At 72.3% G+C, this 21,520-nt stretch carries 21 protein-coding genes and 1 riboswitch; of the genes, 7 read left to right on the top strand and 14 right to left on the bottom strand.

The window, feature by feature from the left end; genetic code table 11:
* Positions 1 to 79: 79 nt before the first annotated feature.
* Both ACZ6Y1_RS34585 and ACZ6Y1_RS34580 read left to right on the top strand, forming a co-directional pair.
* Positions 80 to 709: a DUF6230 family protein gene (locus ACZ6Y1_RS34585; RefSeq protein ID WP_469639508.1), complete on the top strand. Its 630-nt coding sequence runs from the start codon at positions 80 to 82 to the stop codon at positions 707 to 709.
* Positions 700 to 1,683, top strand: coding sequence for a DUF6114 domain-containing protein (locus tag ACZ6Y1_RS34580; protein WP_469639506.1), 984 nt, complete (start codon positions 700 to 702; stop codon positions 1,681 to 1,683). The genes ACZ6Y1_RS34585 and ACZ6Y1_RS34580 overlap by 10 nt, the downstream gene beginning before the upstream one ends.
* A 15-nt stretch (positions 1,684 to 1,698) precedes the next feature.
* On the opposite strand, the gene ACZ6Y1_RS34575 is transcribed toward ACZ6Y1_RS34580, so the two are convergent.
* The 3 genes from ACZ6Y1_RS34575 to ACZ6Y1_RS34565 form a co-directional block, all read right to left on the bottom strand.
* Entirely contained in the window at positions 1,699 to 1,851 is a 153-nt protein-coding gene (locus tag ACZ6Y1_RS34575) for an SCO1431 family membrane protein (protein WP_469639503.1), read from the bottom strand.
* A 174-nt stretch (positions 1,852 to 2,025) separates the two neighbouring features.
* On the bottom strand, positions 2,026 to 2,460 hold the full coding sequence (locus ACZ6Y1_RS34570; RefSeq protein ID WP_469639497.1) for an SPW repeat protein: 435 nt from the start codon (positions 2,458 to 2,460) through the stop codon (positions 2,026 to 2,028).
* A gap of 84 nt (positions 2,461 to 2,544) precedes the next feature.
* On the bottom strand, positions 2,545 to 3,918 hold the full coding sequence (locus ACZ6Y1_RS34565; RefSeq protein WP_469639494.1) for a peptidase C39 family protein: 1,374 nt from the start codon (positions 3,916 to 3,918) through the stop codon (positions 2,545 to 2,547).
* A gap of 120 nt (positions 3,919 to 4,038) precedes the next feature.
* On the opposite strand from ACZ6Y1_RS34565, the gene ACZ6Y1_RS34560 reads away from it, so the two are divergent.
* A complete protein-coding gene (locus tag ACZ6Y1_RS34560) occupies positions 4,039 to 4,698 on the top strand; it encodes a uridine kinase family protein (RefSeq protein ID WP_469639491.1) in 660 nt (219 codons plus the stop codon).
* 368 nt (positions 4,699 to 5,066) lie between these two features.
* The gene (locus ACZ6Y1_RS34555) at positions 5,067 to 6,986 is read left to right on the top strand and encodes an AAA family ATPase (RefSeq protein ID WP_469639487.1); all 1,920 of its coding nucleotides are present in this window, start codon (positions 5,067 to 5,069) and stop codon (positions 6,984 to 6,986) included.
* 112 nt (positions 6,987 to 7,098) lie between these two features.
* Here the strand turns inward: ACZ6Y1_RS34555 and ACZ6Y1_RS34550 are convergent, their stop codons facing one another.
* From ACZ6Y1_RS34550 to ribD, 11 genes are all read right to left on the bottom strand, one after another.
* On the bottom strand, positions 7,099 to 7,506 hold the full coding sequence (locus ACZ6Y1_RS34550; protein WP_469639484.1) for a hypothetical protein: 408 nt from the start codon (positions 7,504 to 7,506) through the stop codon (positions 7,099 to 7,101).
* An 84-nt stretch (positions 7,507 to 7,590) separates the two neighbouring features.
* Complete coding sequence (locus tag ACZ6Y1_RS34545) at positions 7,591 to 8,664, bottom strand: hemolysin family protein (protein WP_469639481.1); 1,074 nt, start codon at positions 8,662 to 8,664, stop codon at positions 7,591 to 7,593.
* The gene (locus ACZ6Y1_RS34540) at positions 8,661 to 10,157 is read right to left on the bottom strand and encodes a hemolysin family protein (RefSeq protein ID WP_469639478.1); all 1,497 of its coding nucleotides are present in this window, start codon (positions 10,155 to 10,157) and stop codon (positions 8,661 to 8,663) included. The genes ACZ6Y1_RS34545 and ACZ6Y1_RS34540 overlap by 4 nt, the downstream gene beginning before the upstream one ends.
* 200 nt (positions 10,158 to 10,357) lie before the next feature.
* Entirely contained in the window at positions 10,358 to 10,822 is a 465-nt protein-coding gene (locus tag ACZ6Y1_RS34535) for a PH domain-containing protein (RefSeq protein WP_469639475.1), read from the bottom strand.
* A 48-nt stretch (positions 10,823 to 10,870) separates the two neighbouring features.
* Positions 10,871 to 11,719, bottom strand: a complete 849-nt coding sequence (gene hisG, locus ACZ6Y1_RS34530) for an ATP phosphoribosyltransferase (protein WP_469639472.1) — start codon at positions 11,717 to 11,719, stop codon at positions 10,871 to 10,873.
* A 56-nt stretch (positions 11,720 to 11,775) separates the two neighbouring features.
* Positions 11,776 to 12,057 carry a phosphoribosyl-ATP diphosphatase gene (locus ACZ6Y1_RS34525; RefSeq protein ID WP_469639470.1) on the bottom strand — a complete coding sequence of 94 codons (282 nt, stop codon included), beginning with the start codon at positions 12,055 to 12,057 and terminating at the stop codon, positions 11,776 to 11,778.
* Positions 12,058 to 12,115: 58 nt separating this feature from the next.
* Positions 12,116 to 12,601, bottom strand: coding sequence for a 6,7-dimethyl-8-ribityllumazine synthase (gene ribH, locus ACZ6Y1_RS34520; protein ID WP_007262951.1), 486 nt, complete (start codon positions 12,599 to 12,601; stop codon positions 12,116 to 12,118).
* A gap of 61 nt (positions 12,602 to 12,662) precedes the next feature.
* Entirely contained in the window at positions 12,663 to 13,952 is a 1,290-nt protein-coding gene (locus tag ACZ6Y1_RS34515) for a bifunctional 3,4-dihydroxy-2-butanone-4-phosphate synthase/GTP cyclohydrolase II (protein ID WP_469639467.1), read from the bottom strand.
* Positions 13,949 to 14,602, bottom strand: a complete 654-nt coding sequence (locus tag ACZ6Y1_RS34510; RefSeq protein WP_469639463.1) for a nicotinamide mononucleotide transporter family protein — start codon at positions 14,600 to 14,602, stop codon at positions 13,949 to 13,951. Before ACZ6Y1_RS34510 ends, ACZ6Y1_RS34515 begins: the two co-directional genes overlap by 4 nt.
* A complete protein-coding gene (locus ACZ6Y1_RS34505; protein WP_469639460.1) occupies positions 14,599 to 15,222 on the bottom strand; it encodes a riboflavin synthase in 624 nt (207 codons plus the stop codon). Before ACZ6Y1_RS34505 ends, ACZ6Y1_RS34510 begins: the two co-directional genes overlap by 4 nt.
* 1 nt (position 15,223) lies before the next feature.
* Positions 15,224 to 16,324 carry a bifunctional diaminohydroxyphosphoribosylaminopyrimidine deaminase/5-amino-6-(5-phosphoribosylamino)uracil reductase RibD gene (ribD, locus tag ACZ6Y1_RS34500; RefSeq protein ID WP_469639615.1) on the bottom strand — a complete coding sequence of 367 codons (1,101 nt, stop codon included), beginning with the start codon at positions 16,322 to 16,324 and terminating at the stop codon, positions 15,224 to 15,226.
* A gap of 216 nt (positions 16,325 to 16,540) precedes the next feature.
* Positions 16,541 to 16,671: riboswitch (FMN riboswitch) on the bottom strand.
* 410 nt (positions 16,672 to 17,081) lie between these two features.
* Between ribD and ACZ6Y1_RS34495 the strand changes: the two genes are divergently transcribed.
* The 3 genes from ACZ6Y1_RS34495 (at position 17,082) to ACZ6Y1_RS34485 (ending at position 21,216) form a co-directional block, all read left to right on the top strand.
* Positions 17,082 to 19,433: a chitinase C-terminal domain-containing protein gene (locus ACZ6Y1_RS34495; RefSeq protein WP_469639457.1), complete on the top strand. Its 2,352-nt coding sequence runs from the start codon at positions 17,082 to 17,084 to the stop codon at positions 19,431 to 19,433.
* 83 nt (positions 19,434 to 19,516) lie between these two features.
* A complete protein-coding gene (locus ACZ6Y1_RS34490; protein ID WP_469639454.1) occupies positions 19,517 to 20,401 on the top strand; it encodes an RNA polymerase sigma-70 factor in 885 nt (294 codons plus the stop codon).
* A 50-nt stretch (positions 20,402 to 20,451) separates the two neighbouring features.
* A complete protein-coding gene (locus tag ACZ6Y1_RS34485) occupies positions 20,452 to 21,216 on the top strand; it encodes an SDR family oxidoreductase (RefSeq protein ID WP_469639451.1) in 765 nt (254 codons plus the stop codon).
* Positions 21,217 to 21,520 lie beyond the last annotated feature (304 nt).

Here is a 21,520-nt window from a genome sequence, read left to right as displayed (position 1 = left end):
TAGCCTCGAACTGCCACAAGACGCCTGAAGTATGGCAGCACTTCCCCTGCGCACCGGACGACGTACGGGAGGAACGATCATGAGCAAGGGCAGCAAGGGCGCGGGCGCGGGACCGCTCCGCGAGGGCCGGGTCCACTGGAAGAAGGCGGCGGTCGCCGCCGTGCCCGCGGTCGTGGCCGTGGGCGCGATGGGCGTGATCATGGCGCAGGGCGCGCTCGCCGCCTCCTTCGCCGTCTCGGGGACGGGTTTCCAGGTCGCCTCGTCGAAACTCAGCAGCAAGGGCCTGGCCTCGTACGTGCAGACCGACCGCTCCGTCGACGGCAAGGGCCATCCGGTCGCGCTGCTCGGCATCGGCGAGGCCACGCTCTCCGACATCTGCCAGTCCGCCGAGGTGGACACCCCCGTCGGCAAGGTGGTCTTCAAGCTGACGGCGGGCGGCCCGGCCGGGGAGGTCACGGCCAGCAGCCTGGTGATCGACGGCGAGGACCTGAACGGCGACGCCACCTTCGGTACGGCGCAGATCGGCCGGGACGCCTCGACCCTCGACCAGGTGGACGGGGTCCGGGGGCAGGCGGGGAAGTTCGGCCTGCAGGCCGGGAACATCGAGGTCGTGGGGGTGAAGTCGCACGCCTGGTCGGCGACCGGCGGGAACTTCAGACTCAGGGGCCTGAGCCTGAGCGTCGGGCTGGACGGCAAGAAGTGCTTCTGAGCCGGCACCGCGGGTGGCTGGACCGGCGGCTGCCGCTGCCCGGGCAGCGGCGGCGGCTGCGCACCTGGCGCCGTACCCGGCCGTTCTGGGGCGGACTGCTGGTGCTGCTGGGCGGGGCCGAGCTGCTGCTGGTCCCGCTCTCCCCGCTGACGGTGCTGGTCAGCCTGGGACCGGGCGGGATCGCGGCCATCGGAATCGGGGTGGCGCTGGTCCTGGCGGCGCTGTTCCTGTGGTTCCTGCCGGGGGCCCGGGCGTACGTCTCGCTGCACGCCCTGTTGCTGTCGGTGCTGTCCTTCGTCGCCACCAACCTGGGCGGGTTCCTGGCCGGGATGCTGCTCGGCATCGCAGGGAGCGCGCTGGCGTTCGGCTGGACCCCGCTGCCGGAGGACGAGGCGGAGGACGAGGCGGAAAGGGAGGCCGGCACGGAGGCGGGCGAGGTGCGCCGGTACGTCCCCGGCCCGGACGGCACCGGGTCGCGGGCGCTGGCCGCCGCCCTGCCCGTGGTGCTGCTGGCGGGGCTGGCCGCGGGCACCCCGCGGGCGCAGGCCGCACCGGCGGGAGGAGCTCCGAGGGCCGCGCGGACTCCCCCGACGGTGACGACCTCGCGGTTCTCGCCACAGGGCTTCACGCTGGCGGGCATCGCCGAGGTGCCGACGGTGGACGGACCGCTCAAGGTGCTCGTGCTGCGGATGCGTGCGGCGTCACTGCGGGACTACCGGCTGCGCACCCGTGACGGCGGGCAGGAGTACGGGCTGGCGGCGGACTCCCTCGACCTGCGCGGCGACGTGACCCTGTATCTCACGAGGTTCAGCGGCTGCATCCAGGGACTGCTGTGCGTCACCTTCAGCCCCCAGGGGCTGCCGGCGCCGCCGGTGATCCCGCCGTTCGTCTTCATGACCCAGGTGACGGCGGAGCAGGCCCTGGTCACCTCGGACGTGATCGTCACCGACGGGCTCCGGCTGGAGGCGTCGTGACCCCGGTGCGGGCGGTCAGAGCCAGCCGACCTGGGTGACGAACATGGCGACGACGACCACGAGGGTCCAGCCGAGGACGTGCTCCAGCCAGGCGGGGCCGTCCTTGGGGCCTCCGGTGCGGGCGAGGCTGCGGGCGGGGGCGGCGAGGGGGGCGGCTTCAGTGGTCATGCCGTCCAATGTGCCAGCGTTCGCGGCTTTCGCGGTAGAGACGAGGGTCACTGGAGGCGCAGGTCACACGGGTCCCCGGCCAGCCGGTGGACGTGCCACCGGGCCCCGGCCTGTCCGGTCGGGGCCCGGCGCGTCCTTCGGTCCGGTGAGGGTCGCCCTCCTCCGGTGGCGCGGTCAGCCGCGGGTGCGGGTCTCGTTGCGGCCGGCCATGCCGGCCATCGCGAGGCCGAGGCACAGGGCGACGCCGCCGGTGATCACGTTGTTGACGATGGTGCGGGTGAAGTCCATCGGACCGGCGACGGCCCACGGGGCGATGATCGTCCACGCTCCGATGGCGACCGCCGTCCACGCCATGGCGTGGGTGCGTTCGTACGCGGAGCCGAGTCCGCTCATGCACAGGCAGAAGGCCAGGCCGGCGATCAGGTTGTTGACGGCCAGCGGGGTCAGGATGCTGAACCCGGCGATCCACGGCGACGCGGCCAAGTACAGGCCCGTGATGAGGGCGAGCGCCTCGACGGCCTGAGCCGCGGGGGTGCTGGTCACCCGTTCGAACCGAGAGCGCATCTCGGCGAGGTCGGGGTGGTGTTCGATGCTGGAATGGGTGGTCATGGCCGGCCGCCTCCTACCGCGAAGCCTTTATGTGCCATTTACTCCATTATGTTCCGCTTATGCGCCCTGCTCAAACGGGGGTTCTCACAGCACTCCGACCGCTTGCAGGGCCTTCAGCTGCGCCGCGTCCGGAGCTGCCGGGGCGTAGACGTAGCAGACGCCCCCGCTGCCCGAGGCGACCTTGCCCGTGGCGCCCAGCCGCTTGGTGCGCAGCCAGATGTTCTCCCACTGGCGGCGCTTGTAGACGCGGCGGACGGAGGCGTTGTCGCGCGAGTTGGGGTCGTTGGCGATCACGTCCCCGGCGGCGGTGAAGCCGATGACGGTCATCAGGTGCCCCGCGGTGCCGTAGCCGGCGCCGCTGAGCTCGTCCGCGGTGAAGGACTGGGAGGTGATGACCGGGATGCCCGCCCTGACGAGCGTTTCCAGCTCGGTCAGGGAGGTCAGGCGGGTGACGACCCCGGCGAGTCCGCGGTAGGTGGCCGCGTAGGCGGCGTTGAAGGGCCAGTTCCCGCAGCCCTTGTAGGCGGCGTCGTAGGTGGAGCGGGCGGCGTGGCAGACCTGCGGGTCGGCGTACTTCGGGTTGACCCAGGTCAGGGCGGTGGCGCTGGCCTTGCGCCCCCAGTACTCGATGATCATCTGGGAGGAGGTGGGGCTGCACCAGGCCTCGCCTCCGTTGTCGTACTCGGGGTACTGGCCGGTGTGGATCTCCTGCGAATAGCGCGGGACCTTCAGCTCGTGGCCCTTCCCGGACGGGGTGGAGGCGGGGACGGTGAAGCGGTCCGGGACGGCGGAGAGCATCGCTCCGGCCAGCCACACCGTCGGGCCCCGGTCGGCGCCGGGCTTGCGGTACAGGGTCAGGCGCAGCCGCCACTCCGTGATGCGCAGGCCGCTCGCGGGGGCGTCCACGGCCAGGGTGTCGGTCCAGACGGTGGAGCGGCCGTCGGTCTGGCCGTCGACGGAGGTGCGGCGGATGTCGCGGTCCCCGGAGGCCCAGCGGCCCATCACGTACCAGGGGGTGGTCCTGCCGTCGCTGTAGGTGCCCCGCAGCTCGGCCTGGATCCAGGTGCCCGCGGGGGTGCGGGCGTTCCAGGAGGCGACGGCCTCGGTCGCGGGCACGGTGGAGCGGTGCACGGGGGAGGTCCAGGCCGCGTACTCCCAGGTGCTCTTCCTCCCGGTGTGCGGGTCGGCGTACTCGGTGCGGCCGACCGGGGTGCCGATCTCCAGTCCGGGCCGGGCGCCGCCGACCGCGGTGGTGCCCTGGTGGGTCCCGGCCAGCCAGTGCGCGTAGGAGTACCAGAAGCGGTTGTCCACGGTGCGCCCCGAGGCCCGCGGGCCGGGCGGGGCCGACGGCGCCGCCACGGCCTCGGCGCTGCCGCCGGGGACGGTGGCGGCGGTGGCCGCGGTGGCGACCGCGAGTGCGGCGACGAGTACGGCCCTGCGCGGTGTGGGTGCGGTCATCGCGGGCTCCCCCAGGGGTGGGTCGGTGCGTGGGTGGGTTCACCCTTCCAGTTCCCGGCGGCCGCGGGCCGAAGCCGCGGGCCGTGTCGGCGGTCCCGGTGGGCCGCCTAGGCTGGTCGGGTGGAGTCGCACCGGTCGCAGCAGTCACAGCAGTCGCATCAGTCTCTCGAACCGCTGGCGCGGGAGCTCGCCGCGCTGCCGCCCTCCCTCGGCCCGGTGCGGCTGGTCGGGGTCGACGGCCACGCCGGATCCGGCAAGAGCACCTTCGCCGGGCTCCTCGCGGAGGCGTTGGGGGCTCCCGTCCTGCACCTGGACGACATCGCCACGCACGAGGAACTCTTCGGCTGGCAGGAGCGGCTGCGGGCCCAGGTGCTGGAGCCGCTGGCCGTCGGCCGGGCCGCGCACTGGGCCCCGTACGACTGGGTGGAGCGCCGCTTCGGGACGCAGCGGGTGCTGGAGCCCGCTCCGGTGCTCCTCATGGAGGGGGTCGGGGCCGGGCGGCGGGCGCTGCGCCCGTATCTGGCGAGGCTGCTGTGGATGGAGACCCCGCGTGCGACGTCCTGGGGGCGCGGGCGGGACAGGGACGGGCGTGAACTGTCCGGTTTCTGGGACGGATGGGAGCGCGCCGAGCTCGCGCACTTCTCGGACGACCCTTCGCGCCCCTTCGCCGACACCCTGGTGCGCCAGAGCGGTACGGGATACGAGTGGTCTTCCGGGGCCTGTGCGACCCCACCCGCGGCCGCTTTCGTCACCGAAGGTGACGGACTCCCCCGGGCCTGAGCCGCCCTCGAAATCCGCTCCGGCGGGCCTCTTCCGACCTGCTTGACCTGGGGCCCGCAGCGGCCTTACGTTCTCAATGCGAGGCCTTCACCGGCCGACGCGGACACGAAGCCCCCGATCGTTCCCCCGTGATCGGGGGCTTCGTTCTGCCCCCGGCCGGGACGCATCGGCGCCGCTCCTTCACCCTGAGTCACCGTGCGTACCGGGGGCGCCCCCACGACCCGGGCCCGTCGCACCCTACGTAAGGTGCGAAACCGCAGGTACGATGCAGCCCTGATTTCAGCGACGCCAGTCGGGGCACCGGCACAACTCGCGCGCTCGAAGCGGGGGTTGCCGCGCACCACGAGGGCAGGCTTGTGGGGGACGTGATGGATTTCGGCACGCCGGGCAGCGCGCACGCCCCGGCCGAACTCGCCTGGCTGCGCGGGGTCGACGCCTGCACGATGGGCGCCTATCCGCAGGCCGAGGAGGAGTTCCGGACGGCCGTACGGCTCGATCCCACGATGGCCGACGCCTGGCTGGGACTGCACGCGCTGCGGGTGGACACCACCAACGCGTTATTGCGGATGTACGCGCACCGGGACCGCTTCGGCGAGCAGCGGGCGCGGCACCGGCGAACGCTGAACTCCTGGTACTGGCTGGGCTGGTGGGTGCAGCCGGTGCTGGAGAGCCGGCGGGACCTGCTGCTGGCCCACGCCTCGCACTGGCTGGACGGCCGCCACGTGCCGGAACTCGACCAGGCACTGGCCGCCCTGCCCCCGGTGGACACCGATCCGCAGGTGCGTTTCCTGCACGCGTGCCGGGCGTACCTGGTCAAGGACTGGGAGCTGCTCGTACGCAACACCGAGCCGCTGGTGGACGATCCGCTGCTCGGCATCGAGGCGGGGCTGTTCGGCGGGATGGCGCGGGTCCGGCTGGAGATGTACGGGCAGGCCGAGCCGCTGCTGTCGGCGGCGCTGATGCGGTGCCGCAGCGAGCAGCCGCAGCGCAAGGAGCTGCGGTACTGGCTGGCGCGGGCGCACGAGGGCACCGGGCGCAGCGCGGCCGCGCTGCCGCTATACCGGGCCGTGCACCGGGTGGACCCCGCCTTCATGGACACCGCGGCCAGGCTGACGGCGATCGAGGACGGCGACGACACCGACGGCATGGCCGATCTGGCGGGCACGGCCGGGTACGCGGCGTACGGCGGCTCCGGCGGACACGGGCCGTCCCCGGCGGGCGGGGGCTTCACGAAGGTGGCGCTGGGCGGCGGCCCCGTGCAGGACGTCGCCCCGGACGGGCAGGCCGCCGACCCCGACCCACTGGCTCCGCCGGTGCCGCCCGGTGGCCGGGGGGAGGGCGCCCGGCGCAAGGTCCCCTTGCCCGCACAGGGCGCGCCCGAGGGGCTTCCGGCCGGGCCGGCCGACCCGGAGGCGCTCGCGCAGGCGCTGGCGGAGCTGGAGCGAATGGTCGGCCTGGAGCCGGTGAAGCGGCAGGTGAAGGCGCTCTCCGCGCAGCTGCACATGGCCCGGCTGCGGGCGGGCCAGGGGCTTCCGGTGCAGCCGCCGAAGCGGCACTTCGTCTTCTCCGGCCCCTCGGGCACGGGCAAGACGACGGTCGCGCGCATCCTGGGCCGGGTCTTCTACGCGCTGGGGCTGCTGGGGGGCGACCATCTGGTGGAGGCACAACGGGCGGACCTGGTGGGCGAGTTCCTGGGGCAGACGGCCGTGAAGGCGAACGAGCTGATCGATTCGGCGATCGGCGGGGTGCTGTTCGTGGACGAGGCGTACTCGCTGTCGAACTCGGGCTACAGCAAGGGCGACGCGTACGGCGACGAGGCACTCCAGGTGCTGCTGAAGCGGGCCGAGGACAACCGGGACCACCTGGTGGTGATCCTGGCGGGCTATCCGGCCGGGATGGACCGGCTGCTGGCGGCCAATCCGGGGCTGTCCTCGCGGTTCACGACGCGGGTGGACTTCCCGAGCTACCGGCCGCTGGAGCTGACCGCGATCGGCGGGGTCCTGGCGGAGGCGAACGGGGACCGCTGGGACGAGGAGGCGCTGGAGGAGCTGCGCAGCATCAGCGGGCACGTGGTGGAGCAGGGGTGGATCGACGAGCTCGGCAACGGGCGGTTCCTGCGGACGCTGTACGAGAAGAGCTGCGCGTACCGCGACCTGCGGCTGGCGGGCTTCGCGGGGGAACCGTCACGGGACGACCTGGCGACGCTGCGACTGCCGGACCTGATGCAGGCCTACGGTGAGGTGCTGTCGGGGCGGGGGCCGCAGGACCGGCCGGAGCCGCCGCTGTAGGGGGCGGCCGGGTGCCGCTGCGGGGGCCTCTGGGGATCTGCCCCAGGAGCCCGCGCCTCGAACGCCCGCGAGGCTGGATCCGGCTGATGCCGTCCGCCGGGCGCGGCTGCCGCTACGGCAGGTCCACCGGTTCCCCGGAGAACGCCGCTATGGCGCTGATCACCAGCCAGAGGACGGCCAAGGGGATCACGAACCAGAAGACGGAGACCGGGCGCCCGCTGCTGCCGCCGGCCCACGCCTCGTCCGCCTGGCTGCCGAGGTCGCCCCGCAGCAGGGCGCCGGCCTCCGCCGCGAACTCCGGATCCGCCTCGGTCAGGTTGAGGAGCGCCGCCGTGAGCCGGTCGGCCGCTTCCGGCTCGAAGGGGTCGCGCTCGAAGTCGGACAGGAAGGCGAGGCCCTGTTCCGTCAGCCGGTCGCGCAGCAGTGCGCGGAGCCGGCGCGCCACCGGGGAGGCCACGGCCGGGTCCTCGCTCAGCAGGGCCACCATCCCGGCAGCCGCCTCACCGTGCTCTCCGGACATCCGGCCACCCCCTCCCGCGTACGGTCAGTATTGCCGCGGCCCCCGGGTCCGAACCCGCCGCGGGGCGGCGGGTTCGGCGGAGGGTCAGCCGGTGAGTGCCCCCTCCGGGCGGAGCCCCGGACGGCCCGCCGGGACGCGGTGGGCCGGGTCCCGGACTTCGCCCACCAGCATTTCCAGGACGTCCTCCAGGGCCACCAGGCCCAGGACCCGTCCGGCCGGGTCGGCGACCTGGGCCAGGTGGGTGGCGTCGCGGCGCATGACGCTCAGCGCGTCGTCCAGCGGGAGCGTCGAGCACAGGGTGGTCATCCGGCGCCAGACCCGCTGCGGCACGGCCCGCTCCCGGTCCTCCAGGTCCAGTACGTCCTTGACGTGCAGGTAGCCCATGAAGGCGCCGCTGTCCGCGCGGACGGGGAACCGGGAGTAGCCGGTGCGCACCGTCAGCTGTTCGATCTGGCGCGGGGTGGCCGAGGGGCCGACCGTGACCAGCCTGCCCGGGGGCAGGAGGACGTCGGTGACCTGACGGCTGCCCAGTTCGAGGGCGTCCTCCAGGCGTTCCTGCTCGCCCGGTTCGAGGAGCCCGGCCTGCCGGGAGTCCTCGACGAGCCGGCCGAGCTGGGCGCTGGTGTAGACGGCCTCGACCTCGTCCTTCGGCTCGACGCCGAAGAGCCGCAGGACGAGCGCGGCGCAGGCCCCCAGCGCGGTCGTGACTGGGCCGCACAGCCGCGCGAAGGCGACCAGACCCGGGCTGAACCAGAGCGCGGTCTTCTCCGGGGCGGCCATCGCCAGGTTCTTCGGCACCATCTCGCCGATGACCAGGTGCAGGAAGACCACCGCGGCGAGCGCGAACGCGTAGCCGAGGGGGTGGATGAGGCCCTGCGGGACGTGGGCGGCGTGGAAGACGGGCTCCAGCAGCCGGGCCACGGTGGGTTCGGCGACCGCGCCGAGGGTGAGGGAGCACACCGTGATGCCGAACTGCGCGGCGGCCATCATGCGGGGCAGGTTCTCCAGACCGTGGAGGACCTGCCGGGCCCGCTTGGAGCCGGCCGCGAGGGGCTCGATCTGGCTGCGCCGTACGGAGACGAGTGCGAACTCGGCGCCGACGAAGAAGCCGTTGGCGAGGACGAGGAGCAGCGCGAAGACGAGCTGGAGCGCGTTCACCGGGCGACCGCCTCGGCCTCGGCGGCCCGGCCGGGCGCATGCGCGGCATCGTGGGAGCCGCCGTGTCCGGCCGCGCGCCCGTACGCGCCGGCCAGGTCCGGCCGCTCGGGCACGGACTCCGCAGCCCGGTCGGCCCCGGATGCCGGTCCGGCTCCGGCCTGGTGGGTCCGCCCCGCCGGGGTCGGCACCGTACGGACCATCCGCACGCGTTCGGCGCGGTTGCGGCCGACCTGACGGACGGACAGCTTCCAGCCGGGGAGCTCGGCACGGTCCCCGGGCGCGGGGATCCGGCCCAGGAGGTCGGCGACGAGCCCGGCGACGGTCTCGTACGGGCCCTCGGGCACCTCCAGGCCTATGCGGCGCAGGGTCTGCACCCGGCAGCTGCCGTCGGCCTCCCAGGAGGGGCGGCCGTCCTCGGCGGGCACGGCGGCCAGTTCGGGGCTGTCGTCCTCGGCGAAGTCGTGCTCGTCGCGGACCTCTCCGACGAGTTCCTCCACGATGTCCTCCAGGGTGACCACACCGGCCGTGCCGCCGTACTCGTCGACGACCACGGCCATGGGCTGCTCGCTGCGCAGCCTTTCCAGCAGCGGCTGCACGGGCAGCGAGCCCGGCACCAGGAGCGGGGCGACGCAGATCCGGGCGACGACGGTGCGGGCGCGGTCGGCCTCGGGCACCGCGAGGGCGTCCTTGAGGTGGACCACGCCGGTGATCTCGTCGATGCGCTCGCGGTAGACCGGGAAGCGCGACAGGCCCGTGGCGCGGGTCAGGTTGAGCACGTCGGCCGCGGTCGCGGTGTTCTGGAGGGCGCTGACCTTCACCCGGGGCGTCATGACGTGCTGGGCCGTGAGCTCGCCCAGCGACAGGGTCCGTACGAAGAGGTCGGCGGTGTCCTGTTCGAGGGCGCCGGCCTGGGCCGAATGGCGGACGAGGGAGACCAGTTCGCCCGGGGTGCGGGCGGAGGCCATCTCCTCGGCGGGCTCCACTCCCAGCGCCCGTACGAGCCGGTTGGCGACGGCGTTGAGGCCGGCGATGACCGGCCGGAAGGCGCGGGAGAAGGTGTTCTGGGGTCCGGCGACGAAGCGTGCGACCTGGAGCGGCCGCGAGACCGCCCAGTTCTTCGGGACGAGCTCGCCGACGACCATCTGGACGGCGGAGGCGAGCAGCATGCCGATGACGACGGCGGCGCCGGGGACGGCTCCCCTGGGCAGGCCGGTCGCTTCGAGCGGCCCCGACAGCAGTGCGGCGAGGGCGGGCTCGGCGAGCATGCCGACCACGAGGGAGGTGATGGTGATGCCGAGCTGGGTGCCGGAGAGCTGGAAGGACAGCTCCCTGAGGGACTCGACCACCGTGCGGGCACGGCGGTCGCCTTCGGCCGCGGCGCGTTCGGCCTCGGGCTTCTCGACGGTGACGAGGCCGAACTCGGCCGCCACGAAGAAACCGTTGGCGAGGATCAGGGCGAAGGCCGCCACGAGCAGGAGTAGCGGGATGGTCATGCCGCCGCCTCCGCGGGGAGGGCGGCGCGGGTACTACCGGACGATCCGTCCATTGCTGGAGGGAGTCACTCCTCAAGTCGCAGGTGACCGGCGGGCCCGGGGTCCCGGGGCCGGCGTCGGGGCGCACGGCTGCGCCCCGCCACCAGGGTAGTCATTGAGATCCTGGCCGCAATGGGACGCAGCGACGAGCTGTCATGGGCTCAGTGGTCGTTTGTACCGGTTCCGTGCGTCTCGGCGAGGGCGCGCAGGGCGCGCGCGTCGCCGATGGCCTTGGCCCTGGCCACTCCGGGCTGGATGCCGAGGGCCGGGAGGCTGGTGCCGTCGCTGAGGTCGAGGAACACCCACGGGTCGCCGGGGCGGAGGTTGACGCGCAGGATCTGCGCCCACTCCAGGCGGCGCTTGGTCGTCAGGTTGACGACGGTGACGCCGGTCTCGTCCGCGACCACCTTGGGGCGGCTGAGCAGCAGGAGTACGGAGCTCAGCAGCACGGCGGTGAAGACGAAGCTGATCCGCTCCCCCGGGCTGAGCTTCTCCAGCAGCACGGCGATGGCCGTGATGGTGGCGAACATGGCGAACCCGACGCTCAGCAGCACCGCCCGGGTGCGGTTGGGCCGAAAGGTGACCGGCAGGGCGGGCGGTACGGGCTGGGCGGCGGGCTCGCTCATGTGTGCTTCAGTGCCTTCTGGAAATGACGGGGTCGCGGTGCGGTGCGGTCAGAGCCGGCAGGCGTGGATCGAGGTGGTGAGGATCGCGCGCGCGCCGAGCTCGTAGAGGTCGTCCATGATCCGCTGGGCTTCCTTGGCGGGCACCATGGCACGGACCGCGACCCAGCCCTCGTTGTGCAGCGGGGAGACGGTCGGCGACTCCAGACCCGGGGTGAGGGCGACCGCGCGCTCCAGGTGCTCGGCGCGGCAGTCGTAGTCCATCATCACGTAGCTGCGGGCCACCAGGACGCCCTGGAGTCGGCGCAGGAACTGCTGGGCCTGCGGGTTCTCCGGGTCGGTGCCGTTGCCGCGGATCACGACGGCCTCGGAGGTCATGATCGGCTCGCCGATGACCTCCAGGCCGGCGTTGCGCAGGCTGGTGCCGGTCTCGACGACGTCCGCGATGATCTGGGCGACGCCGAGCTGGATGGCGGTCTCGACCGCGCCGTCGAGGTGGACGACGGAGGCGTCGATGCCCTTCTCGGCGAGGTGCTTGGCGACGATTCCCTCGTACGAGGTCGCGATCGTCATCCCGTGGAAGTCCTCGGGGCCCTTCGCGGTGCCGGGCTTGGTGGCGTAGCGGAAGGTGGACCGGCCGAAGTTCAGCGGCAGGATCTCCTCGGCGCTGGCGCCGGAGTCGAGCAGCAGGTCACGGCCGGTGATGCCGATGTCGAGCTTGCCCGAGGAGACGTAGATCGCGATGTCCTTGGGGCGGAGGTAGAAGAACTCCACGCCGTTGTCGGGGTCGACGACGACGAGCTCCTTGGACTCCTTGCGCTGGCGGTAGCCGGCCTCATGGAGCATCGCCGACGCCGGTCCGGAGAGTGAACCCTTGTTGGGGACGGCGATGCGCAGCATGGGGCTTCCTTTGGTGCGTGGGATACGTGGGTGCGGGCGGGGTGCGGGTGCCTGGCTCAGAGGTGGGCGTAGACGTCGTCGAGGGAGATCCCGCGCGCCACCATCATCACCTGGACGTGGTAGAGCAGCTGGGAGATCTCCTCGGCGGCGGCGTCCTTGCTCTCGTACTCGGCGGCCATCCAGACCTCGGCGGCCTCTTCGACGACCTTCTTGCCGATGGCATGGACGCCCTTGCCGACGAGCTCGGCGGTACGGGAGGTGCTGGGGTCGCCGTCGGCGGCCTTGAGCTGGAGCTCGGTGAAGAGCTCTTCGAAGCTCTTGAGGGGTTTGTTCGCCATGATGCCCTTAGAGTACGGGTTCACCCGGCGCCCCCGGCGCCAGGGTTCACTCCGTGGACTACCGCCAGGGCTCGCTGACGGTCCGCAGGGTCATCGCGGTGGAGACGGCGGCGGTGACCGCTTCGTGCCCCTTGTCCTCGTTCGATCCCTCGAGCCCGGCGCGGTCCAGCGCCTGCTCGTCGTTGTCGCAGGTCAGTACGCCGAAGCCGACGGGGACTCCGGTGTCGATCGACACCTGCACCAGGCCCTGGGTGACGCCCTGGCAGACGTAGTCGAAGTGCGGGGTGCCGCCGCGGATGACCACGCCGAGGGCGACGATGGCATCGTAGCCGCGGCCCGCGAGCACCTTGGCCACGACCGGGAGCTCGAAGCTGCCGGGGACGCGGAGCAGGGTGGGCTCGTCGATGCCCAGCTCGTGCAGGGCCCGCAGGGCGCCGTCGACCAGTCCGTCCATGACCTTCTCGTGCCACTGGGCCGCGATCACGGCGACTCGGAGGTCTCCGCAGTTCTTCACGCTCAGTTCGGGTGCGCCCTTGCCGCTCACAGCTCTGCTCCTCGGTGGTTCGTGGATGTACGTACGGGTAGTGGTGCGTGGTGGTGCGGTCCTACTGGTTGCCGCAGGTGGTCGCGGGCACGGCCGTGTCCAGCCAGGGCAGGTCGTGGCCCATCCGGTCCCGCTTGGTGCGCAGGTACCGCAGGTTGTGCTCGCCGGCCTCCACGGGCATGGACTCCCGGTCGGTGACCGTGATGCCGTGCCGGACGAGGGCGTCGGCCTTGTCGGGGTTGTTGGTCAGCAGCCGGACGCTGCGCACGCCCAGGTCGGCGAGGATCTGCGCGCCGGAGCCGTAGTCGCGGGCGTCGGCGGGCAGGCCCAGCTCCAGGTTGGCGTCCAGGGTGTCGCGGCCGCGCTCCTGGAGCTCGTACGCGCGCAGCTTGGACAGCAGTCCGATGCCACGGCCCTCGTGGCCGCGCAGGTAGACGACGATCCCGCGGCCCTCGGCCTGGATCCGCTCCATGGAGGCGTGCAGCTGGGGGCCGCAGTCGCAGCGCTGGGAGGAGAAGATGTCGCCGGTCAGGCATTCGGAGTGCATGCGGACCAGGACGTCCTCGCCGTCGCCGATCCCGCCGTGGACGAGGGCGACGTGCTCCACCCCGTCGACGGTGGAGCGGTAGCCGTAGGCGGTGAACTCGCCGAAGGAGGTCGGCAGGCTGACCTCGGCCTCGCGGCGCACGGTCGGCTCGGCGGAGCGGCGGTAGGCGATCAGGTCCTCGATGGAGATGATCGTCAGGCCGTGCTTGCGGGCGAAGGGGATGAGTTCGGGCAGGCGCAGCATGACGCCGTCCTCGCCGGCGATCTCCACGATGGCGCCGGCCGGGCGCAGGCCCGCGAGGCGGGCGAGGTCGACGGCGGCCTCGGTGTGGCCGTTGCGGACCAGGACGCCGCCGGGCTTGGCGCGCAGCGGGAAGATGTGGCCGGGGCGGACGAAGTCGCCGGGGCCGGAGACCCCGTCGGCGAGGAGCCGCAGGGTGGTGGCGCGGTCGGCGGCCGAGATCCCGGTGGTGACGCCGTGGGCGGCGCTCGCGTCGACGGAGACGGTGAAGGCGGTCTTCATCGACTCGGTGTTGTGCTGGACCATCTGCGGGAGTTCGAGGCGCTCCAGCTCGTCGCCCTCCATGGGGGCGCAGATCAGGCCGCGGCACTCGCTCATCATGAAGGCGATGATCTCGGGGGTGGCCTTCTCGGCGGCGATGACGAGGTCGCCCTCGTTCTCCCGGTCCTCGTCGTCGACGACGACCACCGGGCGGCCCGCCGCGATGTCGCGGACGGCCTGCTCGACGGGGTCGAGGCGGAAGGTCTCTTCGGGGATGTCGGGCACGGGCTTGAGGCTGGTCATGCCGTTGCTCCTTCCAGGGCCGGGGCGGGGGCGGTGCGAGAGCGGAGCCACCAGTCGCGCATGCCCCACAGGACGAGCGCGCCGTAGATGACGTAGACGAAGCCGGAGAACGCGTATCCGTTGGCGAAGTTCAGGGGCACGCCGACCAGGTCGACGAGGAGCCAGGCGAACCAGAACTCGACCATGCCGCGCGACTGGGCGTACATCGCGACGACCGTGCCGACGAAGATGTACGCGTCGGGCCAGGGGTCCCAGGACAGGGCCGGGTAGGCGGTGAAGAGCAGGGCGACGGCGACGGTGCCGAGGGCCGCGGCACCGACGAGGACGCCGCGCTCGCGCCAGCTGGCGAAGCGGACCGCGATCGTGCCGTCCTGCGCCTGCTGGCGGCCGCGGCTCCACTGCGTCCAGCCCCAGGCGGCGACGAGCATGACGACGACCTGCTTGCCGGCGCTGCCGGACAGGTGGCCCGCGGCGAAGGCGACGAAGAGGATGACGCCGGAGAGGAACTGGGCGGGCCAGGTCCATATGGAGCGCCGCCAGCCGAGGGCGAGGGCGATCAGACCGATCGTGTTGCCGATCATGTCGGACCACTTGATGTGCTGGCCGAAGGCGGTGAAGGCCTCGGAGTTCAACCAGTCGACGGCGCTCATCGGCCGGCCTCCTGGTCCTTGTCCTTGTCCTTGTCCTTGCCGAGCAGCCGCTCCACGTACTTCGCCAGGACGTCGACCTCGAGGTTGACCGGCTCGCCGGCCTGCTTGATGCCCAGGGTGGTCAGGGCGAGGGTGGTGGGGATGAGGCTGATGGTGAACCAGTCGGCGGCGGCCTCGACCACGGTGAGGCTGACGCCGTCGACGGTGATGGAGCCCTTCTCGACGACGTAGCGCGAGAGGTTCGCCGGGAGGGCGACCTTGACGATCTCCCAGTGCTCCGAGGGCGTCCGGGAGAGGATCTCGCCGGTGCCGTCCACGTGTCCCTGGACCAGGTGGCCGCCGAGCCGTCCGCCGAGGGCCATCGGGCGCTCCAGGTTGACCCGGGAGCCCTTGCTCAGGGCGCCGAGGCTGGAGCGGTTGAGGGTCTCCTGCATGACGTCGGCGGTGAACTCGCCGTCGCCGGTCTCCACGACCGTCAGGCAGACGCCGTTGACGGCGATGGAGTCGCCGTGCTTGGCATCCTCGGTGACGACGGGGCCGCGCAGGCGGAAGCGGGAGGCTTCCTCGAGCTCCTCGACGGCGACGACTTCGCCCAGTTCTTCGACGATTCCGGTGAACACTTCAGTGCTCCTTGAGGGCAGTGGGGGCGGCGGGGACTGAGGGAACTGCGGGGTCTGCCGTGGGGACGGCGGTGACGCGGATGTCCGTGCCGATGCGGACGGTCTCGGTGATCCGGAGCCGCAGCGCGTCGGTGAGGGTGCCGATCCCGGCGTCGCCGAGGGCGGCGGGACCCGCTCCGAGGAGGACGGGGGCGAGGTAGCCGACGACCTTGTCGACCGCCCCGGCGGCGACGAAGGCGCCGGCCAGGGTCGGGCCGCCTTCGAGGAGGACCGAGCGGACGCCGCGCCCGTACAGCTCGCCCAGCAGAGCGTCGACGGAGATCCCGTGCTCGTCGTACGGGAGCCGGGCCAGCTCCACCCCGGTGAGGTGGCCGGCGTCGGCGTCCTCGGCCACGGCGACGAGGGTGGGGCCGGCCCCGTCCAGGACGCGGGCGGTGGGCCGGATGGTCGCGCGGGTGTCGAGGACGACGCGCAGGGGCTGTACGGCCCCCTCGACGCCCCGGACGGCGAGGTGCGGGTCGTCGGCGCGCAGGGTGCCGGAGCCGACGACCACGGCGTCGGCCTCGGCGCGCAGCCGGTGGACGTCGGCGCGGGACTCGGCCGAGCTGATCCACCGGCTGGTGCCGTCGGCGGCGGCGACGCGGCCGTCGAGCGTGGCGGCGTACTTCCACAGGACGTACGGGCGGCCCAGGCGTACGGAGGTCAGCCAGGCGGCGTTGCCCTCCTCGGCCTCGTCCGCGAGCAGCCCGGCCTCCGTGGCGACGCCGGCGGCGCGCAGGGTGGCCCCGCCGCCGCTGGCCTGCGGGTTCGGGTCGGAGACGGCGTAGACGACGCGGGCGATCCCGGCGTCGGCGAGAGCCTGGGCGCAGGGGCCGGTGCGGCCGGTGTGGTTGCAGGGTTCGAGGGTGACGTAGGCGGTGCCGCCGCGGGCGGCCTCTCCCGCGGCGCGCAGGGCGTGGACCTCGGCGTGCGGGCCGCCGGCCCGCTCGTGCCAGCCTTCGCCCACGATCGTGCCCGCGGCGTCGGTGATGACGCAGCCGACGACCGGGTTGGGGCTGGTGGAGCCGAGTCCGCGGGACGCGAGCGCGACGGCTCGGCGCATGGCACGGGTGCCCGTGTCGGGTGCTTCGTGCGCGGCGTGTGTCGCCACCGGGTCCTCCTGCCACATCGGGCACGGACTCCGGGGCCTGTCGGGATACGACAGATGAAGCGGAACAGCTCACACGGGAACGCCGAGGCCGGAAGAACGGTCCCCTCGGACACATCCACAGGGATGTGCCGACGAACCGCCGACGGCGGCGTACCGGTCACTGGCCCGCCGCGCACTGCCTCCCATCCGGACTTTAACCGTCGGTCCAGGAATCTCACCTGGTCAACCGGCCGCTGGCTGCGGACGGGTCGCGGACTATAACCGCCGGTTCGGAATTACACCGACCCCGGAGTGCGCTGCTTACTGGTACTGCAGCCCAGTCTGCCACGGGTGATCGGCGGCCATGCGGGTGATGCGGTGTGGCCTGGGTCACACGCAGAGTGATCTGGATCTCACTCCGAGCCTACCTCCCGCGCACCCCGAGCCGCCGCCCATCGCGACTCCGCCTCCGCCCCTCCGCCACTCCACCTCCGGCGCGACTCCGGCGCGGCCCGGACCCGGCTCCGGCGCGGCTCGGGACCGGCTCCGGCCCGGCGGAGCGACCGGATCCGAGGTTGGTCCAGACCTATTGACGGTTTGGTCTAGTCCTCTTAACGTTCCCCTCGTCTTCACCCGGGAACAGCCCGTCAGATGTGCGCACGTCACGGGCCAACACGCACTACCCGCATGCCTGTTGTGTCCTGCCATCCTCCCCTCCCCAGGAGGCACCATGCTGTCCCCCACACGTACGAGAGCGATGCTCCTGGCATCCGGCGCCGCAATCGCCGGACTGCTGGTCGCGGGGCTCTCGACGGGCGTCTCGCACGCCGCAGACAACGAGAGCTGTCGCCCCGACGGGCTGTACAAGACGGCCGGGGTCGACGTCCCCTACTGCTCGGTCTACGACTCCGAAGGCCGCGAGAAGATGGGCGCCGACCACCAGCGCCGGGTCATCGGATACTTCACCGGCTGGCGCACCGGCAAGGACGGCACCCCCGCCTACCTCGCCAACAACATCCCGTGGTCCAAGGTCACCCACCTGAACTACGCCTTCGCCCACGTCGGCGCGGACAACAGGATCTCGGTCGGCGCGGACAACGCGAACAACGCCGCCACCGGCATGACCTGGCCGGGCGTCGCGGGCGCCGAGATGGACCCGGCACTTCCCTACAAGGGCCACTTCAACCAGCTCACGAAGTTCAAGAAGCAGTACCCGAACGTCAAGACGCTGATCTCGGTCGGCGGCTGGGCGGAGACCGGCGGCTACTTCGGCGACGACGGCAACCGGGTCCCCTCCGGCGGCTTCTACTCGATGGCCACCAACGCCGACGGATCGGTCAACCAGGCCGGCATCGACACCTTCGCGGACTCCTCCGTCGAGTTCATCCGCAAGTACGGGTTCAACGGCGTCGACATCGACTACGAGTACCCGACCACGATGAAGGACTCCGGCAACCCGCTGGACTGGCAGATCTCCAACGCCCGCCGCGCGGGCCTGGTCCAGGGCTACGCCGCCCTGATGAAGTCGCTGCGCGAGAAGCTCGACCGCGCGGGCGCCGCGGACGGCAAGCACTACCTGCTCTCCGTCGCCGCCCCCTCCTCCGGCTACCTGCTGCGGGGCATGGAGACGTTCCAGATGCAGAAGTACCTGGACTACGTCAACATCATGTCCTACGACCTGCACGGCGCCTGGAACGAGTTCGTCGGCCCCAACGCCTCGCTCTTCGACGACGGCAAGGACGGTGAACTCGCCGCGGCGAGCGTCTACTCCACCTCCCAGTACGGCGGCGTCGGCTACCTCAACACCGACTGGGCGTACCACTACTTCCGCGGCTCGATGCCGGGGGGCCGCATCAACATCGGCCTGCCCTACTACACCCGCGGCTTCAAGAACGTGCAGGGCGGCACGGACGGGCTGTGGGGCAAGGCCCCCGCGACCACCTGCCCGGCCGGCGCCGGCCTCACCAAGTGCGGTGACGGCGCGGTCGGCATCGACAACCTGTGGCACGACAAGGACACCAACGGGGTCGAGTCCCCGGCGGGCTCCAACCCGATGTGGCACGCCAAGAACCTGGAGAAGGGCGTCGTCGGCGACTACGTCACCAAGTACGGCTTCCCCGCCGGCACCACGCTGACCGGCACCTACGCCCGCAAGTACGACTCCACCCTGGTGGCGCCGTGGCTGTGGAACAGCCAGAAGAAGGTGTTCCTCTCCACCGAGGACGAGCAGTCGGTGGCGGCCAAGGCCGACTACGTGGTGAACAAGGGCATCGGCGGCACGATGGTCTGGGAGCTGGCGGGCGACTACGCCTACAACTCGGCCAAGGGCCAGTACGAGATGGGGGACACGCTCACCTCCCTGATGTACGACAAGTTCAAGGCCGCCTCCCCCTACGGGGCGAAGAAGGCCGGCGCCGCGCTGCCCGCCCAGGCCGTGGACATCAAGACGGAGTTCACCGAGTTCAAGCTGGGCGACTCCAACTACCCGATCACCCCGAAGCTCAAGATCACCAACAACACGAACACCCCGCTGCCCGGCGGCACCGAGTTCCAGTTCGACTACGGCACCTCGGCCCCGAACAACGCCTCGGACCAGTCCGGCTTCGGCACGACGGTGATCAGCAGCGGCCACACCGGCAGCAACGTCGGCGGCCTCAAGGGCGACTTCCAGCGGGTCTCCCTGAAGCTCCCGGCCTGGCAGACGCTGACCCCGGGCGCCTCGGTCGACCTGGCGTTCAACTACTACCTGCCGGTGTCCACGCCCTCCAACTGGACCGTGAACATCTCCGGCACCACCTACTCCCTCGCCGGCGACCTGGCCCGCGGCACGACGGTGGTCCAGCCGGGCGGCGGCTCCACGCCCCCGACCACTCCGCCGACGACGCCCACCACCCCGCCGCCGACGACGCCGCCGACGGGCGGTACGTGCACCAGCCCGGCGTACGTCGCGGGCACCGTCTACAACAGCGGCAACGTCGTCTCCCACAAGGGCCACAACTGGAAGGCCCAGTGGTGGACGCAGAACGAGGAGCCCGGTACCACCGGCGAATGGGGCGTCTGGAAGGACCAGGGCGCCTGCTGACACCCGTGAACGACAACAGAACCTAGATCGTGGGGACCCGGTGGCCCGGCGGCCACCGGGGCCTCGCTCGTTACGCTGGCCGGATGCCCACCCATGTCACCGCGTCGGTCGCGGACTTCGAGGAACACCGCCCCCGGATGTTCGGCATCGCCTACCGCATGCTCGGCTCCGCCACCGAGGCCGAGGACATCGTGCAGGACGCCTACCTGCGCTGGACCTCGGCGGACCGCGGGGACGTCGAGCGGCCGGGGGCCTGGCTCGCCAAGGCCGTCACGAACCTGTGCCTCAACGCCCTCACCTCGGCGCGCGCCCGGCGCGAGGAGTATGTCGGCCCCTGGCTCCCGGAGCCGGTGCTCACCGGGGGCGGGGCGCTCGGCCCCCTGGAGTCGGCGGAGCAGCGGGACAGCGTGTCCATGGCCCTGCTGGTGCTGCTGGAGCAGCTCACACCGGTGGAGCGGGCCGTGTACGTCCTGCGGGAGGCCTTCGCGTACTCCCACCGGGACATCGCCGGGCTGCTGGACCTCTCCGAGGCCAACTGCCGCCAGCTCTACCGCCGGGCGGCGGCCCGGGTCGCCGCACCGAAGCCGCGCTTCGAGCCGGACCCCGAGCGGTGGCGGAGCCTGGTGGAGACCTTCCTGGAGGCCGCGCGCGGCGGGGACGTCGCCCGGCTGGAGACCCTGCTGACCGCGGACGCGAAGTACGTCGGCGACGGCGGCGGAGTGGTCAGCGCGGCGCTGCGGCCGATCCTGGGCCGCAACAAGGTGGCCCGCTTCGCGGTGGGCATCATGGCCAAGTACGGGGACGACCTCACGATCCGCTTCGCGGAGGTCAACGGATCGCCCACGCTGCTCTTCGGCGACCTGGGAATCTTCCAGGTCGAGATCGAGGACGGGCTGGTCAGCGGCCTGCGCACGGTGACGAACCCGGAGAAACTCGCCTTCCTCCACCGGCAGCTGTCACATTCCTGAGCCCTGTGCGGTCCAAGCCGGCAAAGGAAGCTCCAGCGAAGGGCAGCCCCATGGGCAACACGAACCCCAGGAACACCATCCTCGTCACCGGAGGCACCGGAACACTCGGCAAGCCGCTCGTCGCCCGGCTCCAGGACGCGGGCCACGAGGTCCGCGTCCTGAGCCGGAGCTCGGCCCGCTTCCCGGTCGACCTGCGCAGCGGCGACGGCCTCGACGCGGCCGTGGCGGGCGTGGAGGTCGTCGTGCACTGCGCGAGCTCGCCGCGCGGCGGTGACGACGTGGCCGCGGGCCACCTGATCGAGGCCGCGCGCCGGGCGGGGACCGTCCGCAACCTGGTCTACATCTCGATCGTCGGCGTGGACGTGGTCCCCCTGGGCTACTACAGGACGAAGCTGCGGGTGGAGCGGATGCTGGAGGCGTCCGGGCTGGGCGTGACGATCCTGCGCACGACCCAGTTCCACGACCTGGTGGCGCAGGTCGTGGACACCGCGGCGAAGCTGCCGCTCGTCCCGGTCCCGGTGCCGAGCGGCGTACGGGTCCAGCCGATCGCGGTCGAGGAGGTCGCGGCCCGCCTGGCGGACCTGGCGGTCCCGGCCCCCGCCGGCCGGGTCCCGGACATGGGCGGTCCGGAGATCCACACCCTGCCCGACCTGGCCCGCACGTACCTCGCGGCGACGCACCGCCGACGCCGGGTCCTCCCGCTGCCGCTGGCGGGGAAGACGTACGCGGCCTTCAAGCGCGGCGGCAACCTGACCCCGTCCCACGCGTCGGGCCGCACCACGTTCGCCACCTTCGCGGCGGGGCGGGGGGCTTAGGGGAGGGGATACGGCCTCACGCGCACTCGGGACTTCTCCCCCCTCGCGCCGCCACCCGACCCGGCCGCTGCCCACCCGCCCCCGGGCGCGGGCCGGTTGGCGGGCGGAGGGGCGGAGGGGCGGAGGTCCGCCGGGCGGAGGCTGTCCTGTGCGGCGGGGGTGGACGATATCGGTGCCCCGGCCGGTCGGGAGCGAGGAAGGGTTGGGGGTTTCCCGTCAGTCCCACTGTCCTTCCGCGTCGGGCCGCCCTGTCAAGGGCGCTCCCTGCGGTCGCGTCGCTGCGCGATCGCCTGCGGCGACCCTT

This window comes from Streptomyces sp. NPDC053432 (assembly GCF_055585365.1).
The sequence above is the reverse complement of the archived record's forward strand: the minus strand, read 5'-3'. Positions and strand labels throughout refer to the sequence as shown.

What these genes read in the sequence shown, in the direction of transcription:
- ACZ6Y1_RS34585 (WP_469639508.1), top strand. Translation starts at nt 80, where the DNA reads ATGAGCAAGGGCAGCAAGGGCGCGGGCGCGGGACCGCTCCGCGAGGGC.
- ACZ6Y1_RS34575 (WP_469639503.1), bottom strand. Translation starts at nt 1,851, where the DNA reads ATGACCACTGAAGCCGCCCCCCTCGCCGCCCCCGCCCGCAGCCTCGCC.
- ACZ6Y1_RS34570 (WP_469639497.1), bottom strand. Translation starts at nt 2,460, where the DNA reads ATGACCACCCATTCCAGCATCGAACACCACCCCGACCTCGCCGAGATG.
- ACZ6Y1_RS34565 (WP_469639494.1), bottom strand. Translation starts at nt 3,918, where the DNA reads ATGACCGCACCCACACCGCGCAGGGCCGTACTCGTCGCCGCACTCGCG.
- ACZ6Y1_RS34555 (WP_469639487.1), top strand. Translation starts at nt 5,067, where the DNA reads ATGGATTTCGGCACGCCGGGCAGCGCGCACGCCCCGGCCGAACTCGCC.
- ACZ6Y1_RS34550 (WP_469639484.1), bottom strand. Translation starts at nt 7,506, where the DNA reads ATGTCCGGAGAGCACGGTGAGGCGGCTGCCGGGATGGTGGCCCTGCTG.
- ACZ6Y1_RS34540 (WP_469639478.1), bottom strand. Translation starts at nt 10,157, where the DNA reads ATGACCATCCCGCTACTCCTGCTCGTGGCGGCCTTCGCCCTGATCCTC.
- ACZ6Y1_RS34535 (WP_469639475.1), bottom strand. Translation starts at nt 10,822, where the DNA reads ATGAGCGAGCCCGCCGCCCAGCCCGTACCGCCCGCCCTGCCGGTCACC.
- hisG (WP_469639472.1), bottom strand. Translation starts at nt 11,719, where the DNA reads ATGCTGCGCATCGCCGTCCCCAACAAGGGTTCACTCTCCGGACCGGCG.
- ACZ6Y1_RS34525 (WP_469639470.1), bottom strand. Translation starts at nt 12,057, where the DNA reads ATGGCGAACAAACCCCTCAAGAGCTTCGAAGAGCTCTTCACCGAGCTC.
- ACZ6Y1_RS34515 (WP_469639467.1), bottom strand. Translation starts at nt 13,952, where the DNA reads ATGACCAGCCTCAAGCCCGTGCCCGACATCCCCGAAGAGACCTTCCGC.
- ACZ6Y1_RS34510 (WP_469639463.1), bottom strand. Translation starts at nt 14,602, where the DNA reads ATGAGCGCCGTCGACTGGTTGAACTCCGAGGCCTTCACCGCCTTCGGC.
- ribD (WP_469639615.1), bottom strand. Translation starts at nt 16,324, where the DNA reads ATGCGCCGAGCCGTCGCGCTCGCGTCCCGCGGACTCGGCTCCACCAGC.
- ACZ6Y1_RS34495 (WP_469639457.1), top strand. Translation starts at nt 17,082, where the DNA reads ATGCTGTCCCCCACACGTACGAGAGCGATGCTCCTGGCATCCGGCGCC.
- ACZ6Y1_RS34490 (WP_469639454.1), top strand. Translation starts at nt 19,517, where the DNA reads ATGCCCACCCATGTCACCGCGTCGGTCGCGGACTTCGAGGAACACCGC.
- ACZ6Y1_RS34485 (WP_469639451.1), top strand. Translation starts at nt 20,452, where the DNA reads ATGGGCAACACGAACCCCAGGAACACCATCCTCGTCACCGGAGGCACC.